Source organism: Stenotrophomonas sp. 59 (assembly GCF_030291095.1).
GTDB lineage: Bacteria > Pseudomonadota > Gammaproteobacteria > Xanthomonadales > Xanthomonadaceae > Stenotrophomonas > Stenotrophomonas maltophilia_Q.
In genome coordinates this window covers 1,440,629-1,462,073 of record NZ_CP127408.1, presented here as the reverse complement: position 1 = coordinate 1,462,073, position 21,445 = coordinate 1,440,629, and the positions used below count along the sequence as shown (strand labels likewise).

The window sequence follows — 21,445 nt, the reverse complement described above, 5'->3', positions numbered from 1 at the left end:
TTGATGGGCGCGCTGTTGGCTGCCCTGGCTCCTGCGGCGACCGAGGCCGCCGATGTGTCCGGCATGGCTGCTGCCGGGGCTGCGGATGTCTCTGGGGTGTCGGCCGATGCGATCCTGCCTGCCCCCACGCCCCTGACCGCCAGCCAGACGCTTTACCTGGACGTCTCGCTCAACAGCACGTCGCGCGGCCTGCTGCCGTTCACCGAAAACCGTGGCCGGCTGCAGGCCAGCCCGGAAGTGCTGCGCCAGCTCGGCTTCAGCGCCCGCGGCGATGCGCCGGTCTATCTGGACCAGATCAGCGGGGCCGTGGTGCGCTACGACGCGCATATGCAGACCCTGGCCCTGGACGTGCCACTGGACCAGCTGACCCTGCCGACCACCGTGCTCAGCCAGCCGCAGACCCGCGCACCGGCCGGCAGCGCCTCGCCCGGCCTGCTGCTGAACTACGACGTGTATGGCAGCCGGGTCGACACGCTCGGCAACCTCAGTCTCAGCTCTGAACTGCGCCTGTTCGGGATCGGCAACGGCACCTTCGAGAACACCGCGATCAGCCGCCGCTACCAGCAATCCGGTGACCGCCGCTGGCGTGGCGAGAGCGTGCGCCTGGACACCCGGTGGAGCCTGGACTTCCCCGACAGGGCGATGACCCTGGACGTCGGCGACTTCTACAGTGGTTTCGTCGATTGGACCCGGCCCGTGCGCATGGGTGGCCTGCAGATCGGCCGCAACTACGGCCTGCAGCCCTACCGCGTGCTGACCCCTACGCCCAGCTTCCTCGGCCAGGCGGTGGTGCCGTCCACGGTCGAGCTGTACGTCGATGGCCTGCGCCAGTACAGCGGGCAGGTGCCGGTCGGTCCATTCCAGCTGGCCGCGCAGCCCGGCATCAGCGGCACCGGCAATGCGCAGGTGGTGGTGACCGATGCGTTCGGCCGCATGCAGACGCTGGATTTCAGTTTCTATGGCACCCAGCAGCTGCTGGCCAAGGGCCTGTCGGACTGGTCGGTCGGCGTTGGCCGCCTGCGTGAGGATTTCGGCCAGCGCTCCTTCGCCTACGACGATCGCACCGTGGCCAGTGCCAGCTGGCGCGGCGGCGTCAGCGATGCCTTCACCGGCGAAGCACATGCCGAAGGCGGCGGTGGCCTGGCCCAGGCCGGCATCGGCGGCTGGTGGCTGCTCGGCGGCGCGGGCGTGTTCAACGCCGCCTATGCGCACAGTGACTATCACGGCCTGCAGGGCGGGCAATGGGCACTGGGCTACAGCTGGAACAACCGCCGGCTCAACGTCAACCTGCGCACCGTGCGCAGCCATGGAGATTACCGCGACCTGGGCGCACTGCAGGGCAACCTGCCGCCGAGCATCAGCGAACAGGCCACGGTCGGCGCCGATCTGCTGCGGCTGGGCACACTCAGCGCCAGCTACCTGCGCCTGCGCTACCCCGACGGCGAGGACAACCGCTACGCCAGCCTGTTCTGGTCGCGCACCTGGAGCCAGCGCTGGTCGGCGTACCTGTCGGTGAACCAGAACCTGGACAAGAGCGATGACCGCAGCATCTACCTCTCGGTCACCGCCAGCCTGGGCAACAACCGCCAGGCCAGCCTGTCCAGCCAGCGCAATGGCGACAGCCAGAGCTGGGTGGCCGATGTCACCCAGCCGGTGCCTGGCGACGGCAGCGCCGGCGGTGTCGGTTGGCGCGCGCAGGTGCGCCATGGGGAGGATGGCAATGGTGGCCTGGCCGAAGTCGGCATCCTCAATGACGTCGGTCGCTACTCATTCGGCGACTCGCGCCAGGGCGGCCTGAACTATGCCTACGCCAGCGCCAGTGGCAGCCTGGTGTGGATGGGCGGGCATGCCTTCGCCACCCGCGAGGTCTCCGACGCATTCGCGGTGATCAGCACCAATGGCGTCGGCGGCGTGCCGGTGCGGCTGGAAAACCGGCTGATCGGCGTGACCGATGATCGCGGCCTGCTTCTGGTCAGCCCCCTGCTGTCCTGGCAGCGCAACCGCGTCTCCATCGATACCCTGGACCTGCCCGAGGACATGCGCGCCGACCGCATCGAAGACTGGGTGACGCCACGCCAGCGCGCCGGGACCCACGTGACCTTCGCGCTGCGTTCGCGGCCGTCGTTGAGCCTGACCCTGCACGGCATGGACGGGCAACCGCTGGAGGTCGGCAGCGAGGCGCAGCTGCCGGACGGGCGCCAGGCGCTGGTGGGCTATGACGGTCTGCTGTACCTGGAAGACGTGGCCGCCGGCAGCGTGTTGTACATCACCACCAGCCGCGGCCAGTGCCGGGTGAAGGTGCCGGACCTGCCCAAGGTGGTGGCCACCGGTGCACGCCCCAAACCGGCGCCGCTGCAGTGCATTCCGGAGGTGGCGCCATGAAGGTGCTGCTGCTCGGATTGCTGCTGGTTGCCGGCCTGTTGGCAACGGCACCGGCACGTGCCACCGCGGTCTGCACCGCCATCGCCGATCCGACGCTGCCGTTCGGCAACGTGAACAGCAATGCGCCCGGCGCAACCACCGGCACGCTCAACATCACGGTGTCCTGCACAACCGCTGCGTTGAGCCTGCTGGCCACCACTGGCGTGCGGGTCTGCGTGGGCATCGGCGCCGGCAGCGGCGGCGGCAGCAGCTCCAGCTGGCGCACGATGGCCACCAGCACCAGCGACACCATGAACTTCCAGCTCTACAACACCTCCAACTTCAGCCAGGTAACCGGGCTGACCCCGCGTGGCACGCCGCCGGCACAGGAACTGGCCATGACCTACAGCGTGCCGTTGCTGACCGGTGGCAGCGGTGCACAGGCCACCCAGCTGTTCGCGCAGATTCCGGCCAACCAGGTCCTGGCGTCGGGCGCCTACAGCAGTACGTTCAGCGGTGCGAACGTGGTGCTGACCTGGGCCTGGAACGAAGTGCTGCTCGGCACGGCCACCGTGCCCGCCACCTGCAACGGCGGCGCCACCGGTACCAACAGCGCCAGTGCCGCCTTCAGCTTTACCGCCACCGCCAACGTGTTGCCGCAGTGCGGAAGCTATGTCACCACCAACATGAACTTCGGCAACGTCACCGGCAGCATTCCCGCCAACATCGACCAGACCGCCACCTTGACCCTGACCTGCCTCAAGAACACGGCCTACCAGGTCAGCCTCAACAACGGCCAGAACAACCCCACCGCCACCAGCACGCGACGCATGGCCACCACCATCGGCGCCAGCACCTACTACCTCACCTACGAGCTGTACCGCGATTCCACACGCACCCAGCGCTGGGGCAACACGCTGACCGTCGATACCGCCAGCGGCACCGGCACTGGCAGCGCGCAGCAGCTGACGATCTATGGCCGGGTCCCGCCGGTCACCGGCCAGCCGCCGGCCGGCACCTACAACGACGTGGTGCAGGTGACGATCACCTATTGATAGGTGTACCGACCAACGGTCGGCACCCAGCGGAAGGGTTTCGAATGGTCGGCACCCACCAGGGCGGGGGCGGCAGATCCACGCCATGCGTGGATGCGCGCATCACGCTTGCGCCAGGAGCAGTCGACTGACAGTCGACTCTACAGATTCGGCCGATCCAGCCGATACCGCGCAGCGAGATCTTTCAGCACGGTGGTTGGCAGGTGGTTCGCGCAATTCTGATCGGGGCGATGCTGGTCGCCAGCACGCCCGCATGGGCTGAACCCAGTCCCGCGCCGCTGCAGATCCGCCTGATCGTGGTCGAAGCCTGTCGCGATGACCCCGGCAGCACCCACTGCCCCGCCCCCCACCAGCGCAGCGACGCACCGCAACTGCCTCCCCAGGTCCGCGAGCTCGCACCTCCCGCCGACGACGAAGACTCGACGTCCGCCGTAACCGTCATCTACTGATGCGGGCACTTCCGACCCTGTTGGCGATGCTACTGGCGTGGCCTGCCGCAGCACTGGACCTGTTGCCGACCACACTGCAACTGCCCGCCGAAGGTGGCCAGGGCGAACTGTGGCTCTACAACCCCGGTCCCGGCCGCTGGCAGGGGCGGGTGCAGATCCTGGCGTGGGAACAGCAGGCCGACGCCGAAGTGCTGCGCCCCACCGACCAGGTTCTCGCCAGCCCCACCCAGCTCGACATCCCGCCCGGCATCCGCCAGCGCATCTGGCTGCTGCCACGCCAGCCGACACCCACTGTCGGTGAACAGGCCTATCGGGTCGTCCTGGCTCCCACCACGCCAGGCCTGCAGCGCTATTCCCTGCCGCTGTTCCGCGGGCACGCCACGCCAATGACCCAGCCGCGGCTGCATGCAGGGATCGAACCGGGCCAGTCACATACCTTCCTGCGACTGAGCAACACCGGTACCCTGCACGCACGCCTGAACGATCTCGCCTACATCACCAGCGACGGCCGGCGGACCCTGCTGCTGCCGGGCCTGGCCGGCTATCTGCTGGCCGGCCGTGAGCGCCGCTGGGCCCTGCCCGCCCACGCCGATGGCTACGCCGGCGGTCATTTCCAGGCCCGGCTGCAGGATGGCCGCGTGGTCGATCTGACCGCTCCAGACCCGGCAATTGCAGCCAGCGCACCGAGCGGGCTATAATCGACCGGATTCCTGCCGCCTGCGTGCGCGGGAGCCCGTCCACACCGGACGTCACCGGTGAATCCACACCTGCTGCCCCCATCCGTGCCGGGGTGCTCCGCAAGGAGTTCGGCCACGGAGGCAACAGGGAAGCCCAACCCCGGAACCGATCGCGCTTCCACGCGTCCCGCATACCTATCCCCGCGGGCGGAATCGCTGGTTCCATATCAGGAGTATTGCAATGCCCCAGGTCACCATGCGTCAGATGCTGGAAGCCGGCGTCCACTTCGGCCACCAGACCCGCTACTGGAACCCGAAGATGGCTCCGTACATCTTCGGCGCCCGCGGCAAGATCCACATCATCAACCTGGAAAAGACCGTCCCGCTGTTCAACGACGCGATGAACTTCATCTCGTCGGTTGCCCAGAAGCGCGGCACCGTCCTGTTCCTGGGCACCAAGCGCAGCGCCCGCGAAACCATCAAGGAAGAAGCCGAGCGTTGCGGCATGCCGTTCATGAACCAGCGTTGGCTGGGCGGCACCCTGACCAACTTCCGTACCGTCAAGCAGTCGGTTGCCCGCCTGAAGGAACTGGAAGCCGGTGAAACCGACGGCACCTTCGAGAAGCTGGTCAAGCACGAAGTGCTGGGCCTGCGTCGCGAGCGCGACAAGCTGGAAGCCTCGCTGGGCGGCATCAAGGACATGAACCGCCTGCCGGACGCCATCTTCGTGATCGACATCGGCCACGAAGACATCGCGATCAAGGAAGCCAAGAAGCTGGGCATCCCGGTCATCGCCGTGGTCGACACCAACTACAACCCGGAACTGGTTGATTACGCCATCCCGGGCAACGACGACGCCATCCGCGCTGTGCAGCTGTACGCCCGCGCCGCTGCCGACGCCGTGCTGGAAGGCAAGGCCGCTGCTCCGCACGCCGCTTCGGTGCGCGAGGAAGAGTTCGCTGAAGCCGCTGCCGAAGGCGAAGAGAAGCCGGCCCGCCGCGCTCCGGCCAAGAAGGCTGCCAAGAAGGGCGACGACGCCCAGGCCTGATCCAGGCCCCGGGGTGGACGCCCGGCGTCCACCCTCCCTGCACGCAGCCCTTGGCGCGTGACAGGACCGTGTCACACGGGCCGGCCACCATGCCGGCCCTACCCCTTTCTTTCGTGAGGTAATCCCGTGGAAATCACTGCTTCCCTGGTCAAGGAACTGCGCGAGCGCACCGGCGCCGGCATGATGGAATGCAAGAAGGCGCTCACTGAAGCCAACGGCGACATCGACGCTGCTGCTGAAGCCATGCGCAAGTCCGGCGCTGCCAAGGCCGACAAGAAGGCTGACCGCGTGGCCGCCGAAGGCCGTCTGGGCCTGGCCCAGGACGGCGGCAAGGCCGTGCTGGTCGAAGTCAACTCGGAAACCGACTTCGTCGCCAACGATGACAACTTCAAGTCCTTCGTCAATGCCGTCGCCGCTGCCGCCCTTGCATCGGGCGCCACCGACGTCGAAGCCGTGAAGGCTGCCAAGCTGGCCGATGGCCGCACCGTTGAAGAAGCCCGCGCCACCGCTGTGCAGACCCTGGGTGAGAACATCCAGATCCGTCGCATGGTGAATGTCGACACCACCGGCAACATCGGTGCGTATGTCCACACCAACGGCAAGGTCGGCGTGCTGGTCGATCTGATCGGCGGCGACGTCGAGCTGGCCCGTGGCCTGGCGATGCACGTGGCTGCGCTGAAGCCGCCGCACAACAAGGCTGCGGACGTTCCGGCCGACTTCGTCGAGAAGGAAAAGGAAATCGAGCTGGCCAAGATGTCCGAAAAGGACAAGGCCAAGCCGGCCGACATCCTGGAAAAGATCATCAGCGGCAAGATCAACAAGATCGTCAGCGACGTGACCCTGTACGGCCAGACCTACGTGCTGGGCGACACCACCGTCGAGCAGGTGGTCAAGGCCGCTGGCGCCGATGTTGCTGGCTTCAAGCTGCTGATCGTCGGCGAAGGCATCGAGAAGGTGGTGGAAGACTACGCCGCCGAAGTTGCCAAGGCGATGCAGGTCTGATTCCAGCTTCGGGCTGTGAAACGACCAGGAGGAGCCGCGGGAAACCGCGGCTCTTTTTTTATGCCCGGGAAGATGAGGGCGCCATGCACCACTGTGGCTGCCGCTGGTCTCCGAGGGCGCCCTGCTCTCTGTGCGCACCCGCTGCTCTCTGCGGGTGCGCACCGTTGGTGCGCACACCGGCACCAGAGGGCTTTGCGTTGCGCGCGAATCAAGCCGATACTCGGCACAGGGAATCAACAGTCACTTAGCAGGAACGAAAATCGCGGACTGTGATGCATTCCTAGGTATTCTTGTCCCAATGGAATTGAACGACCCGACATGCCTCCCGAGCTGACAGCTGCCCTGGCGCTCTGCCGCAACCTGCCCTCGCCACCCGGTATTGCCTTGCGCATCATCGAACTGGCACAGGACCCGGAAGCGGATATCGCCACCGCCGCCGACATCATCGCCATCGACATGGCGCTGAGTGCTCGCATGCTGCGCATCGCCAATTCGCCGCTGTACGCCAGCCGCCGCCGGATCGAGAACCTCGGCCAGGCGCTGACCATGCTCGGCCTGAATGCCACGATCAGCCTGGCCCTCGGCTTCACCGTCACCCAGGGGCTGACCGGCGGTACCGGCGCCGACCACGACCTGCGCCAACGCGCCTGGAAGCGCAGCATCCTCAGCGCTCTGGCCGCCAGCCAGCTGGGCCAGGCCCGCGGCCTGCGCCGGCTGGAAGAACTGATGCTGGCCGGCCTGCTGCAGGACCTGGGCGTACTGTGCCTGGCCCAGGCCGAATCGGAGCGCTACCTGCCGCTGCTGCGCGAAGCGCGCGACAACATCGATCTGGTCGCGCGCGAGCGTGACGAACTGGGCTGCAGCCACGCCGAGGTGGGCGCCTGGGTGGCCGAGCAGTGGGGCCTGCCGCGCTACCTGGTGGAAAGCATCAGCCACAGCGAAGACCTGGACGCCGCGGAATCGCCGTTCCAGGCCTGCGTGCAGCTGTCCGGCGCGGTGGCCGACATCTGGCTGGACGATGACGCCGATGCCGCCCGCGAGCGCGCCCTGCAGCAGGTGCATGACCGCCTTGAACTGGACAGCGCCCGTTTCGACCAGGTCCTGACCCGCATCAGCGAGGCGCTGCCGGACATCGCCAGCCTGTTCGAGGCCGGCCTGAATTCCCCCTTGCGGGTGCGCGAGCTGATCGACCACGCGCAGGAGCTGGCAACCCTGCGCAACCTGCGCGAGCTGCAGGATGCCGACCAGGCCCGTCGCCGCGCCGACGAATTCGAAGCCCGGGCCAAGCGCCTGGCAGACCAGGCCCATCGTGACGCCCTCACCGGCGTGCTCAACCGGCGCCAGCTGGAAGCGGTGCTGGAGCAGGAATTCCTGCGCGCCGGGCGCCAGGGCTGGCCGCTGTCGGTGGCCTTCATCGACCTGGACGACTTCAAGAAAATCAATGACGCCCACGGCCACCTGACCGGCGACGAAGTGTTGCGCGCCTTCGCCGGCAAGCTGCAGGGCCAGCTGCGCAACAGCGACACCGTGGCCCGCTTCGGCGGCGAGGAGTTCGTCGCGCTGCTGCCCAACACCAGCGAAACGGTGGCACTGGACGTGATCCGCCGGGTGCTGGCCAACATCGTCGCCACGCCGATGGCCGAACTGGAAGGCGGCCCGCTGTTCGTCACCTTCTCCGCCGGTGTAGCCACCCAGGGCGGCTACGAACGCTTCGCCGACGTGCAGGACCTGCTGCGCGCCGCCGACGACGTGCTGTACCGCTCCAAGAACCTCGGCCGCAACCGGGTGATCGCGCGTTCCCCCGGCGCCCTCGGCCACGATGAGCTGTCAGCGACCGCCAGCGCCGAGCTGGGCTGAACGGGAAGCCCCGGATGACCGGGGCGAACGCCAGGATTTTGCGCCGCAGTGCACAAAACACTATGGCCTGACGCCGCATGCGCGTAGAATCGCCCGCGATTTCCACGCACCCGAGGTCCCCATGTCCAAGCTCGCCTATCGCCGCATCCTTCTGAAACTGTCCGGGGAGGCGCTGATGGGAGATGAGGACTACGGCATCGACCCGAAGATCATCAACCGCCTGGCCCGTGAGGTCATCGAAGCCCAGCAGGCCGGTGCCGAGGTGGCGCTGGTGATCGGCGGCGGCAACATCTTCCGCGGCGCCGGCCTGGCCGCGGGCGGCATGGACCGGGTCACCGGCGACCAGATGGGCATGCTGGCCACCGTCATCAACGCCCTGGCCATGCAGGACGCCCTGGAGAAGCTGGGTGCCAAGGCCCGCGTGATGAGCGCGATCAAGATCAACGACGTGTGCGAGGACTACATCCGCCGCCGCGCCATCCGCCACTTGGAAAAGGGCCGACTGGTGATCTTCGCCGCCGGCGTCGGCAGCCCGTTCTTCACCACCGACTCCGGTGCCGCCCTGCGCGCGATCGAGATCGGCGCCGACCTGCTGCTGAAGGCCACCAAGGTCGACGGCGTGTACGACAAGGACCCGAACAAGCACAGCGATGCGGTCCGCTTCGACAGTCTGAGCTACGACGAAGTGATCCGCCGCGGCCTGGAAGTGATGGATACCGCGGCCTTCGCACTGGCCCGCGACAGCGACCTGCCGATGCGCGTGTTCGACATGGGCCAGCCGGGCGAGCTGCTGAAGATCCTCAACGGCGAGAACATCGGCACCCTGGTCCAGGGCCGCGATCCGGCCTGAGCCTGAGCGCGCGGCGACAACCGGGCCGATTCAGGCCCGGCAGCGTCCCGTATTCGCCTATAATCGCCCGATTCCAGATACATCCAGGACCGGGCGATGCTCAACGACATCAAGAACAACGCGCAGACGCGCATGGCCAAGAGCATCGACGCTCTGAAGCACACCCTCACCTCCATCCGGACCGGGCGTGCCACGCCAGCCCTGCTGGACCGCGTGACGGTCAATGCCTACGGCAATGCCAGCACCCCGCTGAACCAGGTTGCCTCGATCTCCAACGCCGACGCGCACTCGCTGCTGGTCACCCCGTTCGACAAGGGCATGATCAAGGAGATCGAAAAGGGTCTCTACAACGCCGAGTTCACCCCGAACACGCTGGGCACCGCGATCCGCATCAACATGCCGCCGCCGACCGAAGAGCGCCGCAAGGAACTGGCCAAGCAGGTGCAGAAGGAAGGCGAAGGCGCCAAGATCGCGATCCGCAACATCCGTCAGGACGCGAACAAGGAAATCGCCAAGCTGGTCAAGGACAAAGCGATCAGCGAAGACGAAAAGAAGCGCGGCGAAGACGACATCCAGAAGCTGACCGACGCCAACATCAAGGACGTCGACAAGGTCGTCGCCGACAAGGAAAAAGAACTGCTGTCGGTCTGAAGTCGATGCCTTCAGTCCCGCCTCCGTTGCCGGCCGCCCTGCCCCGCCACGTCGCCATCATCATGGATGGCAACGGGCGTTGGGCACAGCAGCGCCGCCGCCCGCGCGTGATCGGCCACCGCGCCGGCGCGCGCGCGGTCAACCGCACCATCGAGCGCTGCCTTGAACTGGGCATTCCGGCGCTGACCCTGTTCGCGTTTTCCAGCGAGAACTGGGGCCGGCCGCAGGAAGAAGTCGACGCCCTGATGAAGCTGTTCCTCGGCGCGCTCGACCGCGAAGTGGACGAGCTGCACCGGCGTGGCGTGCGCGTACGCTTCATCGGCGAACGCGAGCGCTTCGGTGCCGGACTGGTCAGCCGCATGCAGCTGGCCGAGCAGCGCACCGCCGACAACACCACCCTGACCCTGTCGATCGCCGCCAGTTACGGCGGTCGCCAGGACATCGCCCGTGCCGCGCGCGCGCTGGCCGCTGAAGTCGCCGCAGGTCGCCTGCTGCCCGAACAGATTGACGAATCGCTGCTGGGCAGCCAGGTCGCCCTGGCCGACCTGCCGCCGCCGGATCTGTTCATCCGCACCGGTGGCGACACCCGCATCAGCAACTTCCTGCTGTGGCAGCTGGCCTACACCGAGCTGTGGTTCACCGAGGCGCTGTGGCCGGACTTCGATGCCGCCCTGCTGCAGCAGGCGCTGGATGCCTATGGCAGCCGCGAGCGTCGTTTCGGCCTGACCAGCGCCCAGATCGCCGCACTGGCCACCGAGACCTCCAGCCCATGACCAAGACCCGAGTCCTCGCCGCGCTGATCATGGCGCCGGTCGCCATCGCCGCGATCCTGCTGCTGCCGACGCAATGGCTGGCCGCTGCCGCCGCCGCCGTGCTGCTGATCGGCCTGTGGGAATGGCTGAAGCTGGCCGGCATCGAAGACACCCTCGCGCGCACCGTGCTGCTGGTGCTGAACCTGCTGCTGATGGTGCTGCTGGTGTGGGCCGATGGCAGCACGCTGGTGCTGTTCCAGATCACCACATTGGCGGGTGTCGCCTGGTGGCTGGCGGCGCTGGTCTGGCTGCGCTTCTTCAACTTCGGTGCCCAGCCGACGGCCCCCTCCCGGATCGTGAAGATGCTGGCCGGCACCCTGGCCATCGTTCCGGCCTGGGCAGCGCTGGTGCTGATCCACGCTGGCGGTGACCCGCCGGGCAAGCAGGGCCACCTGTGGCTGCTGGCGGCACTGGCACTGGTCTGGGCAGCCGATTCGGGCGCCTATTTCGCCGGCCGTCACTTCGGCAAGCACAAGCTGGCGCCGCGGATCAGCCCCAACAAGACCTGGGAAGGCCTGTTCGGCGGCCTGCTGGCCGGTGTCGCCGTGGCCCTCGGCCTGGGCTGGCTGGCCGGCATCGACATCGCGCACCTGCCGGGCCTGCTGATCACCTCGGTGGTAGCCGTATTCGCCTCGGTGCTGGGTGATCTGTTCGAAAGCCTGATCAAGCGCCACGCCGGTGCCAAGGACTCGGGCAACCTGATTCCGGGCCATGGTGGCGTGCTCGACCGCGTCGACGGCGTCCTCGCCGCCGTGCCGGTGTTCGCGCTGGGCAAGGAAATCTTCGGGTTCTGACCATGAATGCTGTCGCAGACCTGCGCCGGGTCGCCGTATACGGCGCCACCGGCTCGATCGGTGCCTCCACGCTGGACGTGATCGCCCGCCACCCGCAGCGCTACCAGGCCACGGTGCTGGCCGCCGGCCGCCAGGTGCAGGCGCTGCTGGCGCTGTGCCGCCAGCACAAGCCCGCGCACGCGGTCATCGCCGACGAAGCGCTGTTCACCGAACTGCGCGACGGCCTGCGCGATGCCGGGCTGTCCACCGAAGCCCACGCCGGTCATGCCGCACTGGACCAGCTGGCAGCAAGCGACGCCTGCGACACCGTCGTCGCAGCCATTGTCGGTGCTGCCGGGCTGTCCTCGACCCTCGCCGCCGCTGCGGCCGGCAAGCGCATCCTGCTGGCCAACAAGGAATCGCTGGTACTGGCCGGCGAACTGCTGACCCGCACCGCCGAGCGCGCCGGCGCCGAAATCATTCCGATCGACAGCGAGCACAGCGCGATCTTCCAGTGCCTGCGTTCGCGCGACGCCAGCATCGACGGCGCCGGCGTGCGCCGGATCCTGCTGACCGCGTCGGGTGGCCCGTTCCGCGGTCGCAGCCGCGCCGAGCTGGCCGAGGTCACCCCGGCCCAGGCCGTGGCCCACCCGAAGTGGTCGATGGGCCCGAAGATCTCGGTCGATTCGGCGACGTTGATGAACAAGGGCCTTGAAGTGATCGAGGCCCACCACCTGTTCGCGGTGCCCGGCGAGCGCATCGAGGTACTGGTGCACCCGCAGAGCCTGGTGCATTCGCTGGTCGAGTTCGTCGACGGCTCGACCCTGGCCCAGATGGGCCTGCCGGACATGCGCACCACCCTTGCGGTCGGCCTGGGCTGGCCGCAGCGCATCGAATCAGGCGTGGCCGGACTGGACCTGCTGGCGCAGGGCCGGCTGGATTTCGAGGCGCCTGACACCGACGCCTTCCCCTGCCTGGCGCTGGCCTGGCAGGCCATGCAGGCCGGCGGTACCGCCCCGGCGGTGCTGAACGCCGCCAATGAAGAGGCGGTTTCAGCATTTCTTCAGGGCCGGATCGGTTTCCTGACCATCCCGGAGCTGGTTGCTAACGCTCTTTCAACACTGCCGACGCAAGCAGCCGATACACTGGAGATCCTGTTGTCCGCCGACCAGCGGGCACGCCAGCTCACCCTGAACGCCATCGACGCCGCCTGAACGACCGCCTCGCCCAGCATGACGACGCCGCCCCTGCCCGCCACTGTGAGCCTGCATGACTGACTTCATCGGATCGGTCTGGTGGATGATTGTCAGCCTCGGGCTGCTGGTCACGTTCCACGAGTTCGGGCATTACTGGGTCGGCCGCCTCTGTGGGGTCAAGATCCTGCGCTTCTCGGTCGGCTTCGGCCGCCCGCTGTGGTCGCGCCGCGACAAGCACGGTACCGAGTTCGCCATTGCCGCCATCCCGCTGGGTGGCTACGTGAAGTTCCTCGACGAACGTGAGGTCGAGGTCCATCCCCACGAGCGCGGCCAGGCCTTCAACCACAAGACCGTGTGGCAGCGCATCGCCATTGTTGCTGCAGGGCCGATCGCCAATCTGCTGCTGTGCATCCTGCTTCTGTGGGCGATGTTCGTGATCGGCAAGCAGGACTACTCGCCGACGATCGGCCGGGTTGACGGCATCGCCGCCAGTGCCGGCCTGGCCAGCGGTGACCGCGTTCTGCGGGTGGATGACCGCCAGGTCGCCACCCTGGGCGAGGCCAGCATGGCGCTGACCGCCGCCGCGATGGATCGCCGCGACGTCAAGCTTGAAGTACTCGACCCTGTGGACCAGGTGCGCGTGCGCACCCTGCCGCTGTCGCAGCTGCCCGCCGGTTTCGATGAACGACGGGTGCCGATCCTGGCCGGCCTGTATTGGCAGTCGTGGCTGCAGCCTGCACTGGTCGACTCGCTCACCGCCGATTCGGTGGTCACCGGGCTGCTGCAGCCGGGCGACCTGATCGTGGCGATCGACGGCCAGCGCATCGACAGCGTCGACCAGGTGATCGGCGAGATCCAGGCCCTCGGCCGTGCCGGAGGCCCTGGCATGATCGAGGTCCTGCGAGGCGGTGAACGCCTTGCACTGGAAGTCACGCCCCGCCAGGGCAAGGATGGCAAGGGCAATCCGGTCTGGCAGATCGGCGTCGGCTTCCCCACCACCTACAGCCCCTCCTACGACACCCTGCTGCGCTATGGGCCGCTGGATGCGGTGACCGTCGCCGTACGTGAAACCGGCCGGCTTGCCGCCGATTCGCTGGGCATGATGGGCCGCATCGTCACCGGCAAAGCCTCGCTGCAGAACGTTTCCGGGCCCGTCACCATTGCCCGCGTGGCCAATGTCTCGGCCAAACGCGGCCTCGACTGGTTCCTGCAGTTCCTTGCCCTGCTGTCACTCAGCCTGTGCATCATCAACCTGTTGCCGATCCCGATCTTGGACGGCGGCCACCTGCTGTATTACCTTATCGAGTTGGTCAAGGGCAGCCCGCTGAGCGAGCGTGCCATCGCCGCCGGCCAATACATCGGCCTGGCGTTGCTGGCCGGGCTGATGGGGTTGGCGTTCTACAACGACATCCTCGGCCTGGTCCCGCGATGAACTTTTCCACGTTGTTGCCGTCTACAGCGTCGGCATCCCGCACCAATGAAATCGACCTTCCTACCGGACGTGACATGACGCGACTCCCCAATCGCCGCCTGCTGGCCCTCGCCCTCGCCGCCGTCACCGGCGCTCCCGCCCTGGCCCAGGCAGCCGAGCCCTTCACTGTCAGCGACATCCGCGTCGACGGCCTGCAGCGCATCAGCTCGGGTACGGTGTTCACCTACCTGCCGGTGGAACGTGGCGAGACCATCACCGACAACAAGGTCGGCGAGACCATCCGCGCCCTGTACAAGACCGGCTTCTTCGAAGACGTGCAGCTGGACCGCCAGGGCAGCATCCTGGTGGTGACCGTCAAGGAACGCCCGGCGATCAACAAGCTGACCGTGACCGGCAACAAGGACATCAAGTCCGAGCAGCTGCTCAAGGGCCTGTCCGACATCGGCCTGACCGAGGGTGGCACCTTCGACCGCCTGAGCCTGGACCGCGTGACCCAGGAACTGCGCCGCCAGTACAACGACCGCGGCAAGTACACCGTCGAGATCACCCCGACCGTGAGCCCGCTGGACCGCAACCGCGTCGACATCGCGATCGCCATCAAGGAAGGCAAGGCGGCCAAGATCCGCCACGTCAACCTGGTCGGCACCGAGAAGTTCGAGAGCAAGGACATCCTGGAGACCTGGGAGTCCAAGGAGCACAACTGGGCGTCGTGGTACCGCCGTGACGACCAGTACTCCAAGGAAAAGCTGTCCGGCGACCTGGAAAAGCTCAACTCCTGGTACCTGGACCGCGGCTACGTCGACTTCAGCATCGATTCCACCCAGGTCTCGATCAGCCCCGACAAGCGCGACATGTTCCTCACCGCGGGCGTAACCGAGGGTGCGCAGTACAAGATCTCCGAGATCAAGGTCAGCGGCGACACCATCCTCCCGCAGGAGGACGTCGAGCGCATGGTGATCCAGAAGTCCGGCGACACGTTCTCGCGTGCCCTGCTGGAATTCAGCTCGGACACCATCACCAACTCGCTGTCCAACATCGGCTACGCGTTCGCCAAGGTGAACCCGATCCCGACCACCAACCGCCCCGACCAGACCGTGGCGATCAACATGCAGGTCGTTCCGGGCCCGCGCGTGTCGGTGCGCCGCATCCTGTTCCGTGGCAACACCCGCACCTCCGACGAAGTGATGCGTCGCGAAATGCGCCAGTTCGAGAACAGCTGGTACTCGCAGGCCGCGATCGACCGCTCCAAGATCCGCCTGCAGCGCCTGGGCTACTTCGAGTCGGTGGACGTCGAGACCCCGGCCGTCAGCGGCAGCAACGACCAGGTCGACGTCGTCTACAACGTCAAGGAAACCACCTCCGGCAGCTTCGTGTTCGGCCTGGGCTACTCCCAGTCCTACGGCATGACCACCTCGGTGCAGCTGTCGCAGAACAACTTCCTCGGCGGCGGCAACCGCGTGTCGGTCGAAGCCTCGCGCAGCAGCTACCTGCAGCGCTACGGCTTCAGCTACACCAACCCGTACTTCACCGACGACGGCGTGTCGCTGGGCTACAACCTGTCCTGGCGTGAACTGGACTACTCCGACTTCAACACCGCGCAGTACAACAGCACCAATGGTTCTGCGCAGGTGGTGTTCGGCGTGCCGCTGACCGAGACCGATACCGTCTCGCTGATGTTCGGCATCGACAGCAACCAGATCACCACGTACCAGGGCTCGACCCCGCAGTCGATCATCGATTACATCAACGTGCTGGGCAGCAGGACGTTCCATGCCTGGCGCACGGAACTGGGTTGGGCGCGCGACTCGCGCAACGACTACTTCATGCCGACCCGCGGCACCTATCAGCGTGTTGGCCTGGAAACCACGCTGCCGGGCTCGACCATCGAGTACTACAAGCTGAACTACCAGATCAGCAAGTACTGGCCGATCATGCCCTCGCTGGTCATCAATACCCGCGCCGAAATCGGCTACGGCGACAGCTATGGCAGCGACAAGACCGCAATGGTGCCAGACGAGAACGGCAACCTGCGCTCGGTCACCGCCAAGGGGCTGCCGTTCTACGAGAACTTCTACGCCGGTGGTACCAACTCCGTGCGCGGCTTCGAGGACAACACCCTCGGCCCGCGCGAAGTAACCCGCGGTTATCCGGAAGGCCAGCCGCTGGGCGGTTCGCTGAAGACCGTCGGTTCGGTCGAAGCCTACTTCCCGCGTTTGTTCGACAGCCCGTCGGCCCGCGTGTCGGCCTTCGTCGACTTCGGCAACGTCTACAACGGCGCCGATAACTTCAAGGCCAACGAACTGCGAGTGTCTACCGGTGTAGCCCTGCTGTGGCGCGCCCCGGTCGGCCCGATCTCGATCAGCTACGCGTTCCCGCTGAAGAAGGAAGACGGCGACAAGATCGAACGCCTGCAGTTCACGTTCGGTGGGCAGTTCTGACGAACCGCGTGGCGGTTCGCCAGAACTGCCCCCGCATTCCACCTATCCCCCGCGCCATTACGCATGCCATCCATGGCATGCGCCCTTCGGGCCGTTGCATAGCAACGTTGGGAATCGCTCCTGCGATTCCTAGGGGCGCGCCCCCCTTAACAGAAGGGGGGCTCTCCACCAGACGGGTCTCGAATCGCCGGGCTTTGCCCGGCGTTTTCGTTTAGCCCGGATGCGGGAAGCGCGCACCCCGCTTTTGATCTTTTCTGTTTTTCCGTGGCCGGCACTCGCGCCAGACCGTCGAAGGTCGGACGGGGCGGGGCTGCGGGGGTGTGAGCCGCATGGATGCGGCGATCAAGGCTACAGGGACGTACTTGCGCCGTCCCCCGCGGCTCCGCCCCGTCCGACCCGGCCCATGAACCTGGCTCTGCCGGCCACGAGGGGCCTCGCCGTTGGCCGCAGAACGCCGCCCCGCATGACCGCAATGGCGTCACACGTTAAACTCCCGCCGTGAATACTCCCACCTACACCGCCCAGCAACTCGCCGAGCAGTTCGGCCTGCAGGTCCATGGCGACCCCGCCACCGCCATCCATGGCGTGGCCACCCTCGCCCATGCCGGTCCTGGCCAGCTGACCTTCCTCGCCAACCCGCGCTACCGCACCCAGCTGGCCGACAGCCAGGCCTCACTGGTCGTGCTGCGCGCCGACGATGCCGAGGCCGCCCCCGGCGCCGCGCTCGTGGCCAAGGACCCGTACACCACCTTCGCCAAGATCGCCGCGCTGTTCGACATCGCACCGACGCGCCCACCGGGCATCCACCCCAGCGCCGTCATCGATCCCAGCGCCCAGGTCGCCGCCAGCGCCCATATCGGTCCCTTCGTCTCCATCGGCGCGCGCAGCGTGGTCGGTGAGAACTGCATCATCGGCACCGGCAGCGTGATCGGCGAAGACTGCAGCCTGGACAGCGGCTGCGAGCTGATCGCCCGGGTCACCCTGGTCACACGGGTCAAGCTCGGCAAGCGCGTGCGCGTGCACCCGGGTGCCGTGCTCGGCGCCGATGGCTTCGGCCTGGCGATGGATGCCGGCAAGTGGATCAAGGTGCCACAGCTCGGCGGCGTGCGCATCGGCGACGACTGCGAAATCGGCGCCAACACCTGCGTCGACCGCGGTGCGCTGGAAGACACCGTGCTGGACGAGGACGTGCGCCTGGACAACCTGGTGCAGATCGCGCACAACGTGCAGATCGGCGCGCACTCGGCCATCGCCGGCTGCACCGGCATCGCCGGCAGCGCCAAGATCGGCCGTTACTGCCTGCTCGGTGGCCACGTCGGCGTGGTCGGCCACCTCGAGATCTGCGACAAGGTCGTGATCACCGGCAAGTCGGTGGTCCGCAATTCCATCCATGAGCCGGGCGAGTACTCGTCCGGCACCCCGTTGACCGACAACCGCACGTGGCGCAAGAACGCCGCGCGCTTCAAGCAGCTGGACGCATTGGCTCGCCGCGTCCTGGCTGCTGGCAAGGAGAAAGAATGAACGACACGCTGCAGCTTCCTATCGACGTCTGCCAGATCCAGGAACTGCTCCCGCACCGTTACCCGTTCCTGCTGGTGGACCGGGTGCTTGAACTCGACATCGACGCCAAGCGCATCCTGGCGCAGAAGAACGTCAGCATCAACGAGCCGTTCTTCCAGGGCCACTTCCCGGGCCGCCCGATCATGCCCGGCGTGCTGATCATCGAAGCACTGGCCCAGGCCGGTGGCGTGATGACCCAGCTGACGCTCGGCCGCGATGCGCAGTCCAAGCTGTTCTACATGGTCAAGGTGGAAAACGCTCGCTTCAACAAGCAGGTCGTCCCCGGCGACGTGCTGATGCTGGATGTGCAGATGAAGCGCCTGATCCGCAACATGGGCTGGTACTACGGCGAAGCCAAGGTCAACGGTGAAGTCGTTGCCTCGGCCGAGGTCATGTGCGCCGGTGCCAAGGGCTGATCCACGGGAGGCAGCAATGACTGACAACGCACCACGGATCCACCCGACTGCCGTCATCGATCCGGCCGCGCGCCTGGCCGACGACGTCCAGGTCGGCGCGTTCACCCTGATCGGTGCCGATGTCGAAATCGGTGCCGGCACGGTGGTGGGCCCCCACTGCAGCATCCACGGCCCGACGAAGATCGGCCGTGATAACCGCTTCGTGGGCCACGCGGCGGTCGGTGGCGAGCCGCAGGACAAGAAGTTCGCCGGCGAACGCACCGAACTGGTGATCGGCGACCGCAACGTGTTCCGCGAGTTCGTCACCCTGAACCGTGGCACCGGCGGCGGCGGCGGCATCACCACCATCGGCAACGACAACTGGATGCTGGCCTACACGCACGTGGCGCACGACTGCCATGTCGGCAACTTCTGCGTGTTCTCCAACAACACCACGCTGGCCGGGCACGTGACCGTGGGCGACTACGTGATCATCAGCGGCTTCGCCGGTGCCCACCAGTTCTGCCGCATCGGTGCGCACGCCTTCCTCGGCATGGGCGCGCTGACCAATGGCGACGTACCGCCGTTCACCATGGTCGGCACCGATTCGCTGGGCCGCCCGCGCGGCATCAACAGCGAAGGCCTGAAGCGCCGCGGCTTCGATGCCGAGCGCATCTCCGCCATCAAGCGTGCCTACCGCACCCTGTACGTGGCAGGCCTGCCGCTGGCCGAAGCCAAGGTGCAGCTGACCGAACAGGCGCGTGACAGCGATGACGTGAAGGCGATGCTGGACTTCATCGAGCACGCCGAGAGGCCCTTGCTGCGATGAGCAGCTCGACCGGCCAGGCGCCGGCCGGCGCTGCCGTGATTCCGCTGGCCTCGATGGCCGGCAGCGTCCCTGCCCAGCGGGTGCTCAGCGAGCGCCCGTTGCGGATCGCCCTGGTGGCCGGTGAGGCCTCCGGCGATCTGCTCGGTGCGGGCCTGGTGCGCGAACTGAAAGCGCGCTTTCCGAATGCCGAATTCGCCGGCATCGGCGGCGATGCCATGCGCAGCGCCGGCTGCCAGACCTGGCACGACGCCAGCGAACTGGCGGTGATGGGCCTGACTGAAGTACTGCGCCACCTGCCACGCCTGTTGAAACTGCGTTCGGCGTTCCGCCAGCGTGCGTTGGAATGGCAGCCGGACGTGTTCATCGGCATCGACGCGCCCGACTTCAACCTGGGCATCGAGCGCTGGCTGAAGCAGCGCGGCGTCCGCACCGTGCACTACGTCAGCCCCTCGGTCTGGGCCTGGCGCGAGAAGCGGGCGGAGAAGATCGGCAGCAGCGCCGACCTGGTGCTGTGCCTGTTCCCGATGGAACCGCCGATCTATGCCAAACACGGCATCGACGCGCGCTTCGTCGGCCACCCGATGGCCGATGACATTCCGCTGCAGGGCAACCGCGAGGAGGCCCGTGCCGCGCTTGGCCTGCCAACCTCGGCCAAGGTACTGGCAGTGTTGCCGGGCAGCCGCCTGGGCGAGATTTCGCGCCTGGGCGAACCGTTCTTCGAGGCCGCCTGGCAGGTCTCCGAACGCATCCCCGGCCTGCACGTGGTGGTGCCTGCGGCCAACCCGGCCTGCAAGCGCCTGATCGAAGAGCAGCTGTCACGCTCGGCGCTGCCGGTCGCCTTCTCGCACGTACTCGACGGCGAGGCACGCAACGCGATGATCGCCGCCGATGTGGTGGTGCTGGCCTCCGGCACCGCGACGCTGGAGGCGATGCTGGTCAAGCGGCCGATGGTGGTCGGTTACCGCGTCAACGAGCTGACCTACCGCCTGGTCAAGGCGCTGGGCCTGATCAAGGTCGACCGCTTTGCCCTGCCCAACATCCTGGCCGGCCAGGACCTGGCACCGGAACTGATGCAGCACGACTGCACGCCGGACAAGCTGGCGGCGGCCATCCAGCAGTGGTTCGACCACCCGCAGCGGGTGACCGACCTGCAGGACACCTATGCCCGCCTGCACGAGCGCCTGCGCCGCAATGCCTCGGCCCGCGCGGCCGACGCGGTGGGCGAGCTGCTGATGCGCGACCAGGCCCAGGCATGAGCCGCCGCCACGCCGCAGCGGCCAGCCTGGCCCTGTTCGACGCCGCCGCCGTGGTCGAGCCGGAGCGCCTGGTCGCCGGCGTCGACGAAGCCGGCCGTGGTCCGCTGGCCGGACCGGTGGCGGTGGCAGCAGTGGTGTTCGATCCATCCCGGCCGCGCATCAACGGCCTGGACGATTCCAAGCAGCTGACCGCGGCCCGCCGCGAGCAGCTGCATGACCGCATCATCGAACGTGCCCTGGCCTGGCACGTGGTGCTGGTGGACGCGGACACCATCGACCGCCTGAACATCTACCAGGCCACCCTGCAGGGCATGCGCGACGTGGTCGCAGCGGTGGCCCACGTGGCCGGCTTCGCCCGCATCGACGGCAACGTCGTGCCCAAGGGTCTGGTGTTGCCGGCGCAGGCCCTGGTCGGGGGTGATGGCATCGACCGTTCGATCATGGCCGCCTCGATCCTGGCCAAGGTCTCGCGCGACCGCTACATGCAGGACGTGCACGCCCGCCACCCTCAGTATGGGTTCGAGCAGCACAAGGGCTATGGCACCCCGGCTCACCTGGCCGCGTTGCGCCAGCACGGCCCCTGCGAGGAGCACCGCCGCAGCTTCGCGCCGGTACGCGAGTGCCTGCAGGCCGAGCAGGCCGCCACGATCGCCTGAACAGCCGCCGGGCATGGCCCGGCGCTACCACGGCAATGTGAACGCACCCGGTAGCGCCGGGCCATGCCCGGCGGCATTCGCGCAATCGACGTACCGTCAAGTCCTTGTCGCCTTCCCCTGCCCTCGCTACCCTGACCGGGCACTCCAG

Annotated in this window: 18 protein-coding genes and 1 pseudogene; all 19 read left to right on the top strand. The window is 67.2% G+C overall.

Translation table 11 applies throughout. The features are described 5' to 3' along the window. Positions 1-3 precede the first annotated feature (3 nt). Positions 4-2,382 carry a fimbria/pilus outer membrane usher protein gene (locus tag QP552_RS06665; RefSeq protein ID WP_286075377.1) on the top strand — a complete coding sequence of 793 codons (2,379 nt, stop codon included), beginning with the start codon at positions 4-6 and terminating at the stop codon, positions 2,380-2,382. After that, the gene (locus tag QP552_RS06660) at positions 2,379-3,416 is read left to right on the top strand and encodes a spore coat U domain-containing protein (protein WP_286075376.1); all 1,038 of its coding nucleotides are present in this window, start codon (positions 2,379-2,381) and stop codon (positions 3,414-3,416) included. The genes QP552_RS06665 and QP552_RS06660 overlap by 4 nt, the downstream gene beginning before the upstream one ends. A gap of 230 nt (positions 3,417-3,646) precedes the next feature. Beyond that, positions 3,647-3,865: a hypothetical protein gene (locus tag QP552_RS06655; RefSeq protein WP_286075375.1), complete on the top strand. Its 219-nt coding sequence runs from the start codon at positions 3,647-3,649 to the stop codon at positions 3,863-3,865. Then, entirely contained in the window at positions 3,865-4,563 is a 699-nt protein-coding gene (locus QP552_RS06650; RefSeq protein ID WP_286075374.1) for a molecular chaperone, read from the top strand. Before QP552_RS06655 ends, QP552_RS06650 begins: the two co-directional genes overlap by 1 nt. Before the next feature lie 220 nt (positions 4,564-4,783). Beyond that, positions 4,784-5,590, top strand: a complete 807-nt coding sequence (gene rpsB, locus QP552_RS06645; RefSeq protein WP_005408748.1) for a 30S ribosomal protein S2 — start codon at positions 4,784-4,786, stop codon at positions 5,588-5,590. Positions 5,591-5,716: 126 nt separating this feature from the next. Further along, a complete protein-coding gene (gene tsf / locus QP552_RS06640; RefSeq protein WP_005408747.1) occupies positions 5,717-6,592 on the top strand; it encodes a translation elongation factor Ts in 876 nt (291 codons plus the stop codon). A 318-nt stretch (positions 6,593-6,910) separates the two neighbouring features. Next, positions 6,911-8,449, top strand: a complete 1,539-nt coding sequence (locus QP552_RS06635; protein ID WP_286075372.1) for a GGDEF domain-containing protein — start codon at positions 6,911-6,913, stop codon at positions 8,447-8,449. Between the two features lie 121 nt (positions 8,450-8,570). Continuing rightward, on the top strand, positions 8,571-9,299 hold the full coding sequence (gene pyrH / locus QP552_RS06630; RefSeq protein ID WP_005408745.1) for a UMP kinase: 729 nt from the start codon (positions 8,571-8,573) through the stop codon (positions 9,297-9,299). 96 nt (positions 9,300-9,395) lie between these two features. Further along, a complete protein-coding gene (frr, locus tag QP552_RS06625) occupies positions 9,396-9,950 on the top strand; it encodes a ribosome recycling factor (RefSeq protein ID WP_049427358.1) in 555 nt (184 codons plus the stop codon). A gap of 5 nt (positions 9,951-9,955) precedes the next feature. Next, on the top strand, positions 9,956-10,723 hold the full coding sequence (gene uppS / locus QP552_RS06620; protein WP_106550900.1) for a polyprenyl diphosphate synthase: 768 nt from the start codon (positions 9,956-9,958) through the stop codon (positions 10,721-10,723). Continuing rightward, positions 10,720-11,556, top strand: a complete 837-nt coding sequence (locus QP552_RS06615; protein ID WP_111112821.1) for a phosphatidate cytidylyltransferase — start codon at positions 10,720-10,722, stop codon at positions 11,554-11,556. The genes uppS and QP552_RS06615 overlap by 4 nt, the downstream gene beginning before the upstream one ends. Before the next feature lie 2 nt (positions 11,557-11,558). Continuing rightward, positions 11,559-12,749 carry a 1-deoxy-D-xylulose-5-phosphate reductoisomerase gene (locus QP552_RS06610; protein WP_106550902.1) on the top strand — a complete coding sequence of 397 codons (1,191 nt, stop codon included), beginning with the start codon at positions 11,559-11,561 and terminating at the stop codon, positions 12,747-12,749. A 55-nt stretch (positions 12,750-12,804) separates the two neighbouring features. Then, a complete protein-coding gene (gene rseP / locus QP552_RS06605; protein WP_286075370.1) occupies positions 12,805-14,163 on the top strand; it encodes an RIP metalloprotease RseP in 1,359 nt (452 codons plus the stop codon). Positions 14,164-14,237: 74 nt separating this feature from the next. Continuing rightward, positions 14,238-16,601, top strand: coding sequence for an outer membrane protein assembly factor BamA (gene bamA, locus QP552_RS06600; RefSeq protein WP_286075369.1), 2,364 nt, complete (start codon positions 14,238-14,240; stop codon positions 16,599-16,601). Positions 16,602-17,099: 498 nt separating this feature from the next. Next, positions 17,100-18,122, top strand: a complete 1,023-nt coding sequence (lpxD, locus tag QP552_RS06595; RefSeq protein WP_286075367.1) for a UDP-3-O-(3-hydroxymyristoyl)glucosamine N-acyltransferase — start codon at positions 17,100-17,102, stop codon at positions 18,120-18,122. Continuing rightward, the gene (gene fabZ, locus QP552_RS06590) at positions 18,119-18,577 is read left to right on the top strand and encodes a 3-hydroxyacyl-ACP dehydratase FabZ (RefSeq protein ID WP_005408737.1); all 459 of its coding nucleotides are present in this window, start codon (positions 18,119-18,121) and stop codon (positions 18,575-18,577) included. Before lpxD ends, fabZ begins: the two co-directional genes overlap by 4 nt. A 16-nt stretch (positions 18,578-18,593) precedes the next feature. Then, on the top strand, positions 18,594-19,385 hold the full coding sequence (gene lpxA / locus QP552_RS06585; RefSeq protein WP_049426783.1) for an acyl-ACP--UDP-N-acetylglucosamine O-acyltransferase: 792 nt from the start codon (positions 18,594-18,596) through the stop codon (positions 19,383-19,385). A 92-nt stretch (positions 19,386-19,477) separates the two neighbouring features. Continuing rightward, positions 19,478-20,641 (top strand): annotated as a pseudogene (lpxB, locus tag QP552_RS06580) (lipid-A-disaccharide synthase); the annotation flags it as partial. After that, positions 20,638-21,297 carry a ribonuclease HII gene (locus tag QP552_RS06575; RefSeq protein ID WP_286075366.1) on the top strand — a complete coding sequence of 220 codons (660 nt, stop codon included), beginning with the start codon at positions 20,638-20,640 and terminating at the stop codon, positions 21,295-21,297. The pseudogene lpxB and the gene QP552_RS06575, both read left to right, overlap by 4 nt. Positions 21,298-21,445 lie beyond the last annotated feature (148 nt).